The sequence below is a fragment of the Martinezella sp. CNPSo 3964 genome, assembly GCF_057784375.1.
This window is the reverse complement of the sequence record NZ_JBXSOW010000004.1, coordinates 136,714-151,676: the sequence shown is the minus strand read 5'-3', so window position 1 is coordinate 151,676 and position 14,963 is coordinate 136,714. Positions and strand designations below refer to the sequence as shown.

At 59.5% G+C, this 14,963-nt stretch carries 13 protein-coding genes; 11 read left to right on the top strand and 2 right to left on the bottom strand.

Going from position 1 to position 14,963, the window contains the following annotated elements:
- Positions 1 to 34: 34 nt before the first annotated feature.
- The 6 genes from AC13Q5_RS14640 to AC13Q5_RS14615 all read left to right on the top strand — a co-directional run bounded on the left by AC13Q5_RS14640 (position 35) and on the right by AC13Q5_RS14615 (position 5,913).
- Positions 35 to 886, top strand: a complete 852-nt coding sequence (locus AC13Q5_RS14640) for a glycine betaine ABC transporter substrate-binding protein (protein WP_488502119.1) — start codon at positions 35 to 37, stop codon at positions 884 to 886.
- 87 nt (positions 887 to 973) lie between these two features.
- Complete coding sequence (locus tag AC13Q5_RS14635; protein ID WP_488502118.1) at positions 974 to 2,065, top strand: quaternary amine ABC transporter ATP-binding protein; 1,092 nt, start codon at positions 974 to 976, stop codon at positions 2,063 to 2,065.
- Positions 2,066 to 2,079: 14 nt separating this feature from the next.
- Positions 2,080 to 2,928 (top strand): ABC transporter permease, encoded by an 849-nt coding sequence (locus tag AC13Q5_RS14630; protein ID WP_075856009.1) that lies wholly within the window; start codon positions 2,080 to 2,082, stop codon positions 2,926 to 2,928.
- Positions 2,925 to 3,782: an ABC transporter permease gene (locus AC13Q5_RS14625; RefSeq protein ID WP_488502117.1), complete on the top strand. Its 858-nt coding sequence runs from the start codon at positions 2,925 to 2,927 to the stop codon at positions 3,780 to 3,782. Before AC13Q5_RS14630 ends, AC13Q5_RS14625 begins: the two co-directional genes overlap by 4 nt.
- 119 nt (positions 3,783 to 3,901) lie before the next feature.
- On the top strand, positions 3,902 to 4,900 hold the full coding sequence (locus tag AC13Q5_RS14620; RefSeq protein WP_488502116.1) for a 4-hydroxyproline epimerase: 999 nt from the start codon (positions 3,902 to 3,904) through the stop codon (positions 4,898 to 4,900).
- Between the two features lie 26 nt (positions 4,901 to 4,926).
- On the top strand, positions 4,927 to 5,913 hold the full coding sequence (locus tag AC13Q5_RS14615) for a GlxA family transcriptional regulator (protein WP_488502115.1): 987 nt from the start codon (positions 4,927 to 4,929) through the stop codon (positions 5,911 to 5,913).
- Between the two features lie 133 nt (positions 5,914 to 6,046).
- Here AC13Q5_RS14615 and AC13Q5_RS14610 read toward each other — a convergent pair whose 3' ends face one another.
- On the bottom strand, positions 6,047 to 7,192 hold the full coding sequence (locus tag AC13Q5_RS14610) for an ROK family transcriptional regulator (RefSeq protein ID WP_488502114.1): 1,146 nt from the start codon (positions 7,190 to 7,192) through the stop codon (positions 6,047 to 6,049).
- 200 nt (positions 7,193 to 7,392) lie between these two features.
- On the opposite strand from AC13Q5_RS14610, the gene AC13Q5_RS14605 reads away from it, so the two are divergent.
- From AC13Q5_RS14605 to AC13Q5_RS14585, 5 genes are all read left to right on the top strand, one after another.
- A complete protein-coding gene (locus AC13Q5_RS14605) occupies positions 7,393 to 8,670 on the top strand; it encodes an ABC transporter substrate-binding protein (RefSeq protein WP_457880321.1) in 1,278 nt (425 codons plus the stop codon).
- Positions 8,671 to 8,790: 120 nt separating this feature from the next.
- On the top strand, positions 8,791 to 9,666 hold the full coding sequence (locus AC13Q5_RS14600; protein WP_488502113.1) for a carbohydrate ABC transporter permease: 876 nt from the start codon (positions 8,791 to 8,793) through the stop codon (positions 9,664 to 9,666).
- Positions 9,666 to 10,517: a carbohydrate ABC transporter permease gene (locus tag AC13Q5_RS14595; RefSeq protein ID WP_457880323.1), complete on the top strand. Its 852-nt coding sequence runs from the start codon at positions 9,666 to 9,668 to the stop codon at positions 10,515 to 10,517. The genes AC13Q5_RS14600 and AC13Q5_RS14595 overlap by 1 nt, the downstream gene beginning before the upstream one ends.
- A 39-nt stretch (positions 10,518 to 10,556) precedes the next feature.
- Positions 10,557 to 11,708: an ABC transporter ATP-binding protein gene (locus AC13Q5_RS14590; RefSeq protein ID WP_457880324.1), complete on the top strand. Its 1,152-nt coding sequence runs from the start codon at positions 10,557 to 10,559 to the stop codon at positions 11,706 to 11,708.
- 17 nt (positions 11,709 to 11,725) lie between these two features.
- Complete coding sequence (locus AC13Q5_RS14585) at positions 11,726 to 13,867, top strand: beta-galactosidase (RefSeq protein WP_488502112.1); 2,142 nt, start codon at positions 11,726 to 11,728, stop codon at positions 13,865 to 13,867.
- Between the two features lie 146 nt (positions 13,868 to 14,013).
- Here the strand turns inward: AC13Q5_RS14585 and AC13Q5_RS14580 are convergent, their stop codons facing one another.
- On the bottom strand, positions 14,014 to 14,883 hold the full coding sequence (locus tag AC13Q5_RS14580) for a shikimate dehydrogenase (RefSeq protein WP_488502111.1): 870 nt from the start codon (positions 14,881 to 14,883) through the stop codon (positions 14,014 to 14,016).
- Positions 14,884 to 14,963 lie beyond the last annotated feature (80 nt).

Here is a 14,963-nt window from a genome sequence, read left to right as displayed (position 1 = left end):
AAAAATGGGAACGAAAAACTAGGAGTTAAGAAAAATGAAGACTTTGTGGAAGGCGCTCTGCGCAGCCGCGATGGTCGGAATGACCGCATTTTCCGCCCATGCCGAAGAAAAGAGCATCACCGTGGGCACGATGTCGTGGGAAGACCTGACACCGATCACCGGCATTACCAAAAGGGTGCTGGAAGATGCCGGCTATACCGTGAAGGTCGTGCCGTTTTCCGAATGGGGTATCGCCTATGCAGCACTCAGCAAGGGTGACATCCAGATCCTCGCCTCTCAGACCGATTACGTCGCGCAGGACTATTGGGACAAGAACAAGAAGCGCCTCGAGAAGATCTCGCCCGTTTCACATGGCCTGTTCCAGGGCGTCGCCGTACCGAAATATGTACCGATCGACTCCATGGACCAGCTGAACGCCAATGCCGACAAGTTCGGCGGCAAGATCGTCGGTATCGAGCCGGGTTCGGGCCTGATGCGCGATACCGCCAACGCAGTCAAAGGCTATGATCTGAAACTGCAGCTCGTCGAAGGCAGCACCGCAGCCATGACCGCGGCCCTGAAGTCAGCCGTCGACCGGAAGGAGTGGATTGCCGTGACGATCTGGGAGCCGTCCTGGATGATGCAGAAATACGACGTGAAATTCCTGAAGGACCCCAAGGGCATCTTCCCGCCGCCGCAGAGCTACTACTGGATCGGCAAGAAGGGCTTCTCCGCCGATTATCCGCATGCTCGTGAAGTCATTGCCAGCGTCTATGTGCCGCTTGCCGACATCACCGCCATCAACAGCGCTGTGAATGACGGCAAGACGATGGACGATGCCGTCAAGGACTGGACCACCAGCCATGCCGATCTCCTGAAGCGGTGGGAGAATATCAAGGGCGAATGATCCCGACAGCGGGCCGCCCTGATGGCGGCCCGCATCCCTCAACGAATACGAACAGGCCGGCAATGGACTGGCCGCGTGGGGAATACAATGAACACTGTCATGGATAACACCGGTGAAGTCCTGGTCGATTGCCAGAACGTCTGGAAGATTTTCGGTGCGCGTGCGACCGCCGCTGTGAAGGCCGTTTCCGAACGTGGCCTCTCCAAGAAGCAGGTGCTTCAGGAATTCAACTGTGTCGTCGGTGTCTCCGATGCCCATCTCCAGGTCCATCGCGGCGAGATCTTCTGCATCATGGGCCTCTCGGGAAGCGGAAAATCCACCCTGGTCCGCCTTCTCAACCGCCTTATCGAACCGAGCCTCGGCAGGATCACGATCAAGGGCAAGGAAATTGCCAGGCTGAATGCGGCGGAACTGCGCGACATGCGCGCCCGCAATATCGGCATGGTGTTCCAGAGTGTGGCGCTGCTTCCAAATCGTACCGTTCTCGAGAATGCTGCTTTCGGATTGGAGGTCCGTGGCGTTCCGAAGGACGAACGCAACGCGACGGCCCGCGCAGCACTCGACAAGGTTGGCCTTTCCGACTGGACCTCCAGATATCCCTCGGAACTATCGGGTGGGATGCAGCAGCGCGTCGGCCTGGCCCGTGCTCTGGCGGCCGATCCCGAGATCATTCTCATGGACGAGCCGTTCAGCGCGCTTGACCCCCTTATTCGCCGCCAGTTGCAAGATGAGTTCCGGGAACTGACGAAGTCGCTCGGCAAGTCCGCTGTCTTCATCACGCATGATCTCGAAGAAGCCATTCGCATCGGCGACCGGATCGCTATCATGAAGGACGGTGTCATTGTTCAGGTGGGAACCGCAGAAGAGATCGTAACGAAGCCTGCCGACGATTATGTCGCCGACTTCGTCGCGGGCATCTCGAGAATCCATCTCGTCAAGGCTCACTCGGTCATGCAGTCGATCGCGGAATACAGGAGCCTGCAGCCGCAACATGACGTCGATGCGCTCCTGAAGACCTCTCCGGAGGCGGATATCGGCGAACTCATAGACCTCACGATGAAGTCGGATCGCGATGCTGTGGCGGTAGTCGACAATGGGTCCATTGTCGGGGTCGTCACCACGCGCGGATTGCTTCGCGGCGTCGCCGGATCTCCGGTGCAAGAGCCAATGCCGGCGTAGAAGGACATACGAAAATGGACATCTCGGTCATTGCGGATACTTTCGATGCCTGGACCGATGACGCGCTGGGCTGGATCAGCGACAACGGCGACTGGCTGTTCACTCCCTTGAGGGCGATCCTCGAGGGAACCTACAATGGCGTCCTCTGGCTGCTTCATTCGGCGCCATTCTACGTCATCGTGGTCATCGTTGCGCTTCTCGCATGGCGTCTGATCAGCGCTTTGTCCGCCATATTGGCTGGGCTGGGCCTGTTCTTCTGCGCAGTCATGGGATTGTGGAACGAAACCATGAGCACGCTTGCGCTCGTCACCACCGCCACCATACTCGCGCTTGCCATCGGAATTCCGATCGGTATTGCCGCTGGCTTCATACGGTGGTTCGACAGGGCCTTGGAGCCGGTCCTCGACCTCATTCAGACATTGCCGCCGTATATCTACCTTCTCCCGGCGATTGCCCTTCTCGGCTTCGGCCCCGCGACGGCGCTCGTTGCGACCTTCATCGTGGCGATGCCGCCCGCCATCCGCCTGACCTCGCTCGGCATCCGCATGACACCGCCAGCCTTTATAGAATTGGGACAGGCGAGCGGCCTGACGCCATGGCAGATGTTTACGAAGATCAGGCTGCCATTTGCCATCCCGAGTGTTTTGGCGGGCATTAACCAGAGCTTGATGATGGCATTCGGCATGGTTGTGATTGCAGGCATCGTCGGCTCCGGCGGCCTCGGCGAAACCATCTACAGCGCCGTGCGCACGCTTGATATGGCCACGTCCATCAACGCTGCAATCGCGATCGTCATCCTGACGATGGTACTCGACAGATTGACCCAGAGCGCGGCTGGCCGCGCCAAGGCAGGTGCAAGATGAACCTCGATCTTCTCCGGTTTTCGCCCGGTATCTATCTTGCTCCCGTCGTGGATTGGCTAAACACAAACTTTCATCCGGTCTTCGAAGGCATCACCAAGCTTATCGAAGCGGTGCTCGGCGGGATCGAATCGGCGCTTCTTTACCTGCCACCTTATGCGGTGATTGCCATAGCCGTGCTTTTCGCAGCCTTTGTCATCAACATAAGGGTTGCGATAGTGACTGCCGTCGCGCTTACCTTCTGCCTGTTCACCGGCTTCTGGGCTGCATCCATGCAGACGCTGGCTCTGGTAACGGTCGCGGTTGCCATCTCCGTCTCGATCGCCTTCCCGCTCGGCATTCTTGCTTCGCGCTACAAGACCTTCGAGAAGATTGTCAGGCCGCTGCTCGACATCATGCAGACAGTTCCGCCCTGGGTCTATCTCATCCCGGCTGTCATGATCTTCAGTCTCGGCCGCGTTCCGGCGATCATCGCGACGATCGTCTATGGCGTGCCGCCCATGCTGCGTCTGACGACGCTGGCGTTCAACCAGGTGCCGCAGGACCTTCTCGAACTCGGACAGGCCACGGGCGCGCCGCCGCGCTCGATCCTCTTCAAGATCGAGATTCCCTCAGCGATGCCTACGCTGCTTGTCGGCCTCAACCAGTGCATTCTTCTTTCGCTGGCCATGGTCGTTCTTGCCGGGCTCGTTGGAGCCGGCGGGCTTGGAGCCGAGGTGACGCGGGGCCTGACCCGGATGGAAATGGGGCTTGGGCTGCGGGCGGGTCTTGCGATCGTCGCCATAGCCATCCTGCTCGACAGGCTGTCAAAGGGTGCGTTGCAGGATCGCGCCCGGTCATCGGCAAAGCACAGCTAGAGCGGTTCAGCTTTTCACGGAATCTCTGAACCGCTCCAGCTCCTTGTTTTCACGCAATTCCGGACGGAAAGCGGCTCACGCACTTTTCATGGAATTGCTCCAAGCGGAAAGATCATCGCATGCGCCACAGTTTCTTCTGCATCGATTCCCACACCTGCGGCAATCCCGTACGGCTTGTCGCAGGTGGTGGCCCCTTGCTCCCGCATCTTCCGATCGCCGAGCGGCGTGAAATTTTCGTTCGCGACCATGACTGGATCCGCAAGGCTTTGATGTACGAACCGCGTGGACATGACATCATGTCCGGCGCCATCATCTATCCCGCCTATCGTGAAGACTGCGATTTTGCCGTGATCTTCATCGAAGTCAGCGGATGTCTGCCCATGTGCGGAGCCGGAACGATCGGTCTGGTGACGGCAGCAATCGAAGAGGGTCTCGTCACGCCACGCATTCCCGGCAAGCTCTCCATCGAGACGCCGGCGGGCCGAGTGGACATAATCTATGAGAAGCCCGGCGAATTCGTCGAGGCCGTCCGCATGTTCAATGTCGCAAGCTACCTGCATGCGGCAGACGTCGAAGTCGATGTGCCGGGGCTCGGCGCCCTGGCGGTCGACGTCGCCTATGGCGGCAATTATTATGCTGTCGTCGAACCGCAAAGGAACTGGCCTGGATTGGACGGCATGTCGAGTGATGACATCGTCGACATCAGCAGGAAGTTGCGCGATGCCCTCGAGCCGATCTGCGATCCGGTTCATCCCGAGGATGAAAGAATAAGAGGTGTCCACCACGCCCTGTGGTGCGATGCGCCGACGAGTGACAAAGCCGATGGGCGTGGCGCGGTTTTCTATGGTGACAAGGCAATAGATCGCTCCCCCGGCGGTACCGGCACATCCGCACGCCTCGCTCAACTGCATGGCAAAGGCCGGCTGAAGGTCGGCGACATCTTTCGGCAGGAGAGCTTGATCGGCACGATATTCGAAGGACGTATCGAGTCGGAGGTTGAAGTCGGAGATTTCAGGGGCATCAGGCCAAGCGTCGGAGGCTGGGCGCGGATCATCGGCCACAACACGATCTTCGTCGACGATCGAGATCCTTTGGCCTATGGTTTCCAGATCAAATAAAAGAGGTCGATCCGGCGAGGCATTGCATGAAATCCGTCAAACAAGAAGCTAAGCACGATCCCTTGAAGGTCGGATTCATCCTCGCACGGTCATTTACGCTGTCCGCCTTCGCTCTGTTCGTCGATACGCTGAGATTGGCGAGCGATGAAGCCGACAAATCGGGCAGAGTGCTGGCCGACTGGCACGTATTGGGTAGCACCCGACATCTCATCACGTCGAGCTGCGGTGTTCAGGTCGCGCCGACGTCGGATTTTATCGACCCAAAGGAATTCCACTACATTGTCGTCGTCGGTGGGCTTTTGAATGCCGACATCACCATCGACCATCAGACCTCCGACTATCTGAGGAAGGCTGCGGCCCAGAAGATCCCGCTGATCGGGGTTTGCACCGGTACGTTCATTCTGGCACGCCTTGGCTTGATGAAAGCACATCAGACCTGCGTCAGCTGGCTGCATTATCAGGCTTACAGGGAGCAATTCCCCGAAAATCCCGTGCGCTCCGACCGCCTGTTCAATCTCGATCGGAGCCGCGGATCATGCGCTGGCGGAAGCAGTGCCGCCGACATGGCTGCCTTTCTCGTCAGACGTCATATCAGCCGAGACGCCGAGCGAAACGCGCTGGAAGTGCTGCAGATCGAGCGTGCACGATCTGGGCTGGATATACAGCCGCGCAAGCCACTCGCGATCGAATGCCAGGATCCGCGCCTGAAAGCCGTGCTGATCACCATGGAAAGTCATATCGAAGACGTGGTGCCGACTGAAGATCTCGCCGCATCGGTCGGCTTATCCCGGCGACAGCTCGAACGTCTGTTCACCGAGGAAATGAAAACCTCTCCCGGAGCCGTCTATACCCGCATTCGCATGGAACGGGCCAAGCAGCTGGTTCTCCAGACGGAGGCGCCGCTCATTGAAATCGCACTCGAGGTCGGCTTCGACAGCGCCTCCCATTTTGCCAGGCTCTTTCGCCGGCTATTCGGGCAATCTCCCACGGAGTTACGGCGCGCACACACCTGAAGCCGCCGCCAACACCTGATGTGGCGATGGCTGCCGGCTCCCCCATAGGGCGCCAGATGAGGAGTGAGCCAACGTCCGACGGGCGGATTCTTGGCGACGTGAAGCGCAAGTGCTGATCAGGCGCGCAGCGGCATCATTCAACATCCAGATCAAAGAAGTGCTGGGTTGCAAGGGCAGCAGCGCCCCGTGCCCAGGAACCCGGCACCCAATCAGGAAGCAATTCCGGCGTATTCAAGAAGACATATTTTGCCATTGAACGGCGGATCGGCTCTAGAATCGCCTCGCCAAACTGCATGGCTTCGCCCCCTGCGATGAGAACCTCGGGATCGAACAGGTTCACCAGATCCGCCACGTGACGCCCAATCAACTCTCCCGCTTCCGCCATGACCTGGAGAGCCGCCGCATCGCCGCCATCGATCGCCGCTGCGAATTCGTCGCGATCGGCCTTCGCGCCTCGGCGTCGACCCCACTCCTCGATCATCGCAGCCTCGGCTGCGTGAGCCTGGAGGCAGCCCCTCCTCCCGCATTCGCAAAGCCGTCCACCGGGAACCGTGATGATGTGACCGAGCTTTCCGGCCAGGCCATGGCTTCCGTGATAGATTTCTCCACCCATGACCAGTGATGATCCGACACCGGTGCCGACTGCGATCGTCGCGAAATTGCTGTAGTTGCGGCCGGCGCCGAAGAGCCGCTGTGCAACGGTAAAGGCGCTGATGTCGTCATCGATCCAGACCGGGACATGGACCCGCTCGCGCAGCAGTTCGGGGAAGGCAAGATTGCGCCAGCCGAAGCGTGGACTCTGGACGCAGATACCCTTGACCGCATCCACCTCGCCGGGAATGGAAACGCCGACGCCCATGACGGGCGAGCCGGTGCGGCCGGCGTCGGCCAGAAGCCTTGGAATCGCAGCCGTGATGGCCTCGACCATCGTTTCCGGCAGCGTATCCGGCACGGGCATGTCGAAGGAGGCGATCGGCGTCGTGGCGAGGTCGGTCAGGACACAGTCGATACTGTCGTGGCGAAGCTTGAATCCAACAGCCAGGTGGCCATCATAGTTGATATCGACCGGTACAGGCCGGCGTCCCGTCGCGCCTGTCTGGGCTTTCCCTTCGACGACGAGCCCCTCCTCGATCAATTCGGTGACCACGAAAGTCACCGCCGCGGGGCTGAGGCCCGTCACCGTGGCGATTTCGGCGCGCGGCATTGCCCCACGATTTCGCAGCAGGTTGAGGATGAGCCGCCGGTTGAGGGCTCGAGAGGTACTAGGGTTGCCGCGCACGGTGATCCTTTAAATTTATTTTGTAAATTAACTATTGTTGCCTCCCGCAAGATACGGTATGCAATAGCACATGGCAATGGAGGAATGCCCGCTTGTATCAGCGCAAGCGGAAATGCCGGTTTATTGCGTAGTTTCTGAAGGTTAGCGGCTGCCAACATCTGTGGGCGGCCCTGGATTTGATGTGCCTCGGGAGGAAAAAGATGGCATCGAAGAACGAACTTTCACTCATCAATGCAATCAGGGCGTCTCGGCGCCAGTTTATGATTGGCACGGGTGCTGCCCTGGCTGCCACGGCCCTTTATCGCCCGGCAATTGCCAATGGCGGCGAGGTCACCATCATCTCGGATATCGGCAATGCCGACCAGCGCGCCGTCCTCGATCGCATTGCGGCCGATTTTACCAAGAAGACGGGGACGAAAGTCACCATCAACAATATGGATCACGAGGCTCACAAGACGGCTATCCGCAGCTACCTCGTCGTCGGCGCCCCTGATATCTGCTTCTGGTTCTCTGGCAATCGAATGAAGGCTTTCGTCGATCGGGGACTGTTCGACGACATTTCCGACCTGTTCGCCAAGGAGGGCTATAGCGACAAACTGGGTGCCACCATGACCGCCGTCACGGTCAACGGCAAGCAATACGGCCTGCCGCTTGGCGGCATTCTCTGGGGTCTTTTCTATCGCAAGGACGTTTTCGCCGAGAAGGGCTGGACGGCGCCGAAGAACTGGGACGACTTTCTGAAATTCGGCGAGGCGGCGAAGTCTGCCGGCATGACCCCGATCAGCATGGGCACGAAGGAACTGTGGCCGACCGGCGGCTGGTTCGACCACATGAACCTGCGCATCAACGGTCTCGACAAGCACCTTGCCCTCATGGAAGGCAAGATCGCCTATACCGACCCAATGCTGAAGCCGGTCTTCGACAAGTGGGAAGAGCTCATCAAGGCCAATTTCTTCTCCGCAAGCGGGCCGTCCTTCGGCTGGGAGCAGGCAGGCGCCGCCCTGGCGCAGAAGAAGGCGGCTATGATGGATCTCGGCGGCTTCATCAAATCCGCGTTCCCTGCGAGTGACCATGACCAGCTCGCCTACGCCCCCTTCCCGGAAATCGTCCCTGGCGTCGCGCGTTACGAGGATTTCTCGGTCAACTCGGTACATATCCCGGCCAAGGCGAAGAACCGGCAAGGTGCGCGCGATTTTCTTGCCTATTTCTATCAGCCGGACAATCTCGGCGCCTTCCTCGAAGCCGAAGGCGCCATTCCACCGCGCAATGATTGCCCGCCGAGCAAGGACCCTATGGTCAATGTTGCGGTGGAGTCGCTGAAGACAGTGAAGGGAACGTCGCAATATTATGACCGCGACACCGATCCGGACATGGCGCAGGACGGCATGAAGGGCTTCCAGGAATTCACGGTCAAGCCCGAGCGGCGCGACCAGATCCTGGCGCGGCTCGAAAAGACCCGCGCGCGCATTTTCAAATAGTCCTCCCGGACTCAAGTCGCGGCGGGCGTGGCTTTACAGCCTGTCACTCCCGCCGCATCCACCTTCAAAATTTGCGTCTCTCGAGGCGCCTTGCACTATCGAACCTAAGAAGTCTGAGCCATGTGGAAAAAACACAGGAACTGGCTGACGCCTGTCCTCTTCATTGTGCCGGGATGCATCCTGTTCGGAACGATCATCATCGCGTCCTCGGTGGAGTCGATCTGGATATCGTTCTTCGATTGGGATGGCGTCGGCCAGAAGACCTGGATGGGATTGGCAAACTATTTTGAACTCTTTGCCGATCCGCAATTCTACGTCTCGCTGAAGAACAACATCATCTGGCTCGTCATGTTCATGGCGGCTCCCCCGCTCGGGCTGGCGCTGGCGCTCCTCGTCAACCAGCAGATCGCCGGCATGCGGATCTTGAAGTCGCTCTTCTTCATCCCGCTGGTGCTTGCGACCGTCACGGTCGGCGTCGTTTTCGGCTGGGTCTATGATCCGAATTACGGACTTCTTGCCCTCATCTTCAGCCTCTTCGGTGCTGCAGCGCCCGCCCTGCTCGCCGACGAGCATTTCGTCACCTTCGCCGTGGTTATAGCAGCGCTCTGGCCGCAGATCGCATTTTGCATGGTGCTCTTTCTCGCCGGCCTCAACAATCTGAGCTCCGATATCATCGGGGCAGGACGTGTCGACGGCGCGCGTGGCTGGAATATGCTCTGGCATGTCGTATTGCCGCAGTTGCGCCAGGTAGGTTTCATCGCCCTTGCCGTTACGGTCGTCGGCGCATTGCGATCATTCGACATGATCGCGGTGATGACATCGGGCGGTCCCTTCGGCTCGTCCGAGGTGCTCGCCTACCAGATGTACGAGCAGTCGATCTTTTCCTATCGCTTCGGCTACGGCGCGGCCATTGCCACCATCCTCTTTGTAATCATGATCATTTTCATCACCTGGTATCTGCGCGTCATGGTGCGCATGGAACGGGAGACACGCTGATGTATCCTCGCCCCATCCCCGAGGAGAAGCCCGCACTTCGCGGCCTTTATGCCGGCTTTGTCGGCCTCATCCTCATATTGTGGCTGTTGCCGCTCTTTGCCGTCATGCTGACGGCATCCAAGACGGCGGATGAAATCATGGCCGGCAAATACTGGTCCTGGCCCGAGCACTTCAATCTCATCGAGAATTTCCAGTCCGTCTTCCAGCAGACGAACATGTGGGGCTATTTCATCAACAGCCTCATCATCACCCTGCCTTCGGTGCTGCTGGTTCTCGTGTTCTCGACGCTGACTGGCTATGTGCTCGCCCGCTATAATTTTCGCGGCAATGCCCTGCTCTTCTCGCTCTTCGTCGGCGGCAACTTCCTGCCTGCGCAGATCATGATGATCCCGGTGCGCGATCTTATGGTCTCAGTCGGCCTCTACGACACCTATTTCGCGCTAATCATCTTCCATGTTGCCTTCCAGACGGGTTTTGCGACCCTGTTCATGCGCAATTTCATCGCGGCACTGCCCGATGAATTGTTCCAGGCGGCGCGTGCGGAAGGCGCGTCCCCCTGGCAGACAATGCGCCATGTCGTCATACCGCTGATGCGGCCGGCGCTTGCCGCCCTTGCGATCCTCATCTTCACCTTCGTCTGGAACGATTACTTCTGGGCGATCGTACTCACCCAGAGCGACGTCGTGAAGCCGGTGACGGCGGGCCTGAACAACCTCAGAGGCGAATGGACGTCGGCCTGGAATATCGTGGCGGCGGCAACATTGTTCGTCGCCGTTCCGCCGGTCCTGATGTTCTTCCTGATGCAGAAGCATTTCATCGCGGGTCTGACCATGGGTGCCGTCAAGGGCTGACACGTCCCGCACCGCGCGAACCGATTTGGAGTACTATTCATGAGCCATGTACAGCTGGTCGATATCGACAAACATTATGGCGGCTACCACGCCCTGCGTTCGGTGAATCTATCCGTCGACAAGGGCGAATTCATCGTCATGGTCGGCCCATCGGGCTGCGGTAAATCTACCACGCTGAAGACGATTGCCGGGCTTGAGACCATCAGCTCGGGCGAGATCTGGATCAACGGCCGCAACGTGACACGCGAAGAGCCGGGCGATCGCGGCATTGCCATGGTCTTCCAGTCCTATGCGCTTTATCCGCACATGACGGTTGCCGAGAACATGGGTTTCGGCCTGAAGATGGCCAAGCGTCCGCAAGCCGAGATCGAAGCTGCCGTCAAGCGTGCGGCGGACATCCTTAGAATATCCGACCAACTCGACAAGCGCCCGAAGCAGCTCTCGGGCGGCCAGCGCCAGCGCGTTGCCATCGGCCGTGCCATCACCCGTGCACCGGAGGTTTTCCTCTTCGACGAGCCGCTCTCCAATCTCGATGCGGCGCTGCGCACGCAAATGCGCGTCGAGCTTTCGACGCTGCACCAGCAGCTTGGCTCGACGATGATCTATGTGACGCACGATCAGGTCGAGGCGATGACCATGGCGAGCCGCATCGTCGTGTTCAACAAGGGTATCATCGAACAGGAAGGTGCGCCGCTTAGTCTCTATCACAACCCGGCAAACCAGTTCGTTGCCGGCTTCCTAGGCGCGCCGCGGATCAATTTCGTCAATGCAAAGCTCGTTTCCCTTCGCGACGGCCTGGCTGAAGTCGCGCTTGAAGGTAGCGGCACGACAGTCCGGGTTCCCGTGGCCGATGTCGGCGATCTTAAAGCAGAAGCGAGCCTCACCCTGGGCATCCGGCCGGAATCGCTGAAGATCGGCGCTTCCAGTGAGGACGCCGCCATTTCTCTCGACGGCAGGGTCCGCCTCGTCGAGCAACTCGGTCGCGAAACCATTCTCTACGTCGATGCAGGCCCGCTTGCCACGATCGGCTCGGAAAGCGGTACGCGCAATTTCACCGTTCAGCTCGGCAATGCGACCGGGTTTTCGGCCGGCGAGCAGGTCAAGCTGTCCGCCTCCACCTCCTCCCTCTACCTCTTCGGCCCCGATGGCAGAACCCTCAGCCGGCCGAAGCCCATCATTGCCTCTCTGTAAAGAAAGCTTGTGAGCTCATGAAAGTTTTGGAAAGAAAGCCGCTCTCGGTCTGGCGGACGCTCAACCTCGACGGCTTTATGGTCGGCGTACCGCATTATCCCGAACATGTCGACGAGAGCTATTGGGACCGAGATGCCGAACGCATGGTGGCCGCCGGTTTCAACACCGTCCGCATGGCGGAATTCGCCTGGCATATCATGGAGCCGCATGAAGACCATTTCGACTTCTCGCTCTTCGACAAGGCGATTGCCGGCCTGGCCAGGCATGGCATCAAGACCATCCTTTGCACCCCGACGGCAACGCCGCCGCGCTGGCTGACGGCAAAATATCCGGAAGTCCTGCGTGTCGATGCGAATGGCAGGCAGGCAAGCCACGGGTCGCGCCAGCATTCCGACACGACAAGCCCGGTGCTGCGCCGGCACAGCCAGCGCATAACCCGCATCATGGCAGAGCATTACCGCGACAATCCCGACGTCATCGGCTGGCAGACGGATAACGAGTTGAACACAACAACCTCCGAAAGCTACTCGCCATCGGCGCTCATCGAATTCCAGAAGTTCTGCCGTGCAAAATACGGCACGATCGAAGCCTTGAACTTTGCCTGGGGCGGCGATTTCTGGGCAACGGCCTACCAGACCTTCGACCAGATCGTCTTCCCGAAACCGATGAATCCGTCCTTCTCCAGCCCCGGCCACGTGCAGGACTATCACCGCTTCCTCGCCTTCGCGACGGCCCTCTTCCAGCACGATCAGGTGGAAATCCTGAGGGCCACCAATCCCGCATGGTTCATCTTCCACAATCTCGGCAACCTTGCCGACATCGATTTCCGCGGCCAGTTCGGCCAGGATCTCGATTTCATCGGCTTCGACATCTATCCGTTCCTTTATGACGAGATGCGCCGCGGCGGCGGCCATGCGATCACGCAGGCTTTCCACCTCGACCAATGCCGCGCTTATTCGGGCAATTTCATCGTTCCCGAGCAGGCCTCCGGCCTCGGCAGCCAGCCGGGCTTTTCCTCCTCCGTGCCGGAGCCCGGCGAGATGCGCCGCATGGCGATGACCTCGGTCTCGCGTGGTGCAGACGGGTTGATGTTCTTCCGCTGGCGGCCGGCGCATTTTGGCGCCGAGATCTACTGGAACGGCATTATCGATCACGATGACGTGCCGCGCCGCCGTTACGAGGAAGCCAAGCAATTCGCGTCGGATATCCGCAAGATCGAGAACAAGCTTCTCGGCACCGCTGTCCGCATTGATATTGCCATCGCCGGCGCGGATTTCGACAATCAGGAAGCCTACAAGACCTATGCGATCGGCCTGCCGAGCCCGATGCAGGATGCTGCCCATCTGCACCGCGCATGCTATGAGGCCGGTGTTGCCTGCGGCCTCATCCATCCGGAAGATGATCTCTCACGTGTCAAGGCCCTCTATGTTCCCCACTGGGTTATGTGGAAAGAGGAATGGTCGCCAGCGGTTGAGAAGTTCGTCGCCGATGGCGGCACGCTCATCCTGTCGGCAATGACGGGAACTCGCGACGACAACAATCATATCATCCGCACCCAGGCGCCGGGTCGGGCGCTCTCGGAGCTTTCGGGCGTGCGTGTCTACGAATTCGGCCCGGTCTCCGCTCCGGGCGCGGATGGGTTGTTCACCGGTTTCCGCGAGGGCGGCATCGGCAGCCACCAGCCCTCGCCGCGTCCGGCAGCAACGTCGGCCGCGCGCAAATATGGCTACACGATCGGAAACCGCCGGCTGGAAGCGGGGCACCTTTACGAGAAGCTGGAAACGACCACTGACACGGAGATCGTTGGCCGCTGGTCCGATCGCTTCCTGGAAGGCACGCCAATGTTGACGCGCCGTCGGCATGGCAATGGTCAGGTCTACTATCTCGGCACTTATCTGACGGCACCGCTTGCAGAAGTCATTTGCGAGCTTCTCGTCAGCGACGACATTGCCGCGCCGCTGGTGCAGGATCTGCCGGCAGGCGTCGAAGTGTCGCTGCGCGAGGGTGACGGCAGGAGGCTGCTGTTCGTGCTCAATACGGAGCACGAAACGAAGATCGTCAATCTGCCTGCAGGTACCGATCTGCTGACCGGCAAAGCCATATCGGGTACGACCGAACTCGCCGGCTACGGCGTATTGGTAATCGAGCAATCGGCCTGACCCCACCCATGACGTATCCGGTGCCGAGGATGAAACTTCGGCGCCGAAGCTTGGGCGATCGGGCTCTTCAATAGCCGACTGGCGCCTAGAGCATTTTTCTACGCATTTCGAACGGAAAACCGTAGTGCGCTTTTCCTGGAAATTCTCTAGGAGCGCAGCGAATTGAAGTGCTGCATCATGCGCTCGGCCGCCGGACGAATGCCGGTGAACAGTTCGAAAGCCTTCACCGCCTGGAATACCGCCATGCCACCGCCGTCGAGAACGCGGCAGCTTGTCTGCCGGGCGAGTTTCACCAATTCGGTCTCGATCGGGAAGTACACGATTTCCGCGACCCAGAGGCGGTCGGACAGGAGCCGCGCATCGAGCGGCAGTCCTGGATGCGCGGCCATGCCGGTCGGCGTTGCATGGACCAGACCGTCCGCCACATCCAATGTTGCGGCAAGATCACGACCAATCGAAAAACGGCAAGTGTCGTGTGCCGGCTGAAGCTGATCCACGAGGGCCTGCGCGCGCAAGGGGTCGAGATCGAATATCTCAATCGAATGCGCACCCATTTCAGCCACCGCATGGGCAACGGCAACGCCGGCGCCGCCCGCACCCAACTGCACAATGTGATCGAGTGAAACCCCGGCCAGCCCACGCCGGAAACTTTCGGCAAATCCCCACCAATCGGTATTGTGGCCGATCCTGCGCCGTCCATCAAAGACGATCGTATTGATGGATCGCAGCGTCTGGGCGTCGGGCGACAGTTCGTCCACCAGTGCCACGGCCGCCTGCTTGCAGGGATGGGTTATGTTGAGGCCGGCAAAGCCCTGCGCCTCGGCCTCATCGATGAGAGCCGGCAGATCCGACGCGGAGAGACCGCGCGTGTCCAGGTCGATGAGATCGTAGCGATAGGATAGGCCACAATGCTCGCCTTCGCGCATATGCATGGCCGGCGTCAGCGAACGCCCTATCCCGGCACCGATCAATCCGACACGCAGTTGACGAGGAACAATGGCGGCTTGAGTGTTCAATCTTTCCTCCCGAGCAGCAAAACAAAGCCATGCTACAGGCTTGCTTGCAAAATGTACGAACTAGTACGTAAAGTCAATAT

Excerpts from the sequence above, each read along its gene's own strand:
- AC13Q5_RS14640 (WP_488502119.1), top strand. The coding sequence starts at position 35 with ATGAAGACTTTGTGGAAGGCGCTCTGCGCAGCCGCGATGGTCGGAATG.
- AC13Q5_RS14635 (WP_488502118.1), top strand. The coding sequence starts at position 974 with ATGAACACTGTCATGGATAACACCGGTGAAGTCCTGGTCGATTGCCAG.
- AC13Q5_RS14630 (WP_075856009.1), top strand. The coding sequence starts at position 2,080 with ATGGACATCTCGGTCATTGCGGATACTTTCGATGCCTGGACCGATGAC.
- AC13Q5_RS14625 (WP_488502117.1), top strand. The coding sequence starts at position 2,925 with ATGAACCTCGATCTTCTCCGGTTTTCGCCCGGTATCTATCTTGCTCCC.
- AC13Q5_RS14620 (WP_488502116.1), top strand. The coding sequence starts at position 3,902 with ATGCGCCACAGTTTCTTCTGCATCGATTCCCACACCTGCGGCAATCCC.
- AC13Q5_RS14615 (WP_488502115.1), top strand. The coding sequence starts at position 4,927 with ATGAAATCCGTCAAACAAGAAGCTAAGCACGATCCCTTGAAGGTCGGA.
- AC13Q5_RS14605 (WP_457880321.1), top strand. The coding sequence starts at position 7,393 with ATGGCATCGAAGAACGAACTTTCACTCATCAATGCAATCAGGGCGTCT.
- AC13Q5_RS14600 (WP_488502113.1), top strand. The coding sequence starts at position 8,791 with ATGTGGAAAAAACACAGGAACTGGCTGACGCCTGTCCTCTTCATTGTG.
- AC13Q5_RS14595 (WP_457880323.1), top strand. The coding sequence starts at position 9,666 with ATGTATCCTCGCCCCATCCCCGAGGAGAAGCCCGCACTTCGCGGCCTT.
- AC13Q5_RS14590 (WP_457880324.1), top strand. The coding sequence starts at position 10,557 with ATGAGCCATGTACAGCTGGTCGATATCGACAAACATTATGGCGGCTAC.
- AC13Q5_RS14585 (WP_488502112.1), top strand. The coding sequence starts at position 11,726 with ATGAAAGTTTTGGAAAGAAAGCCGCTCTCGGTCTGGCGGACGCTCAAC.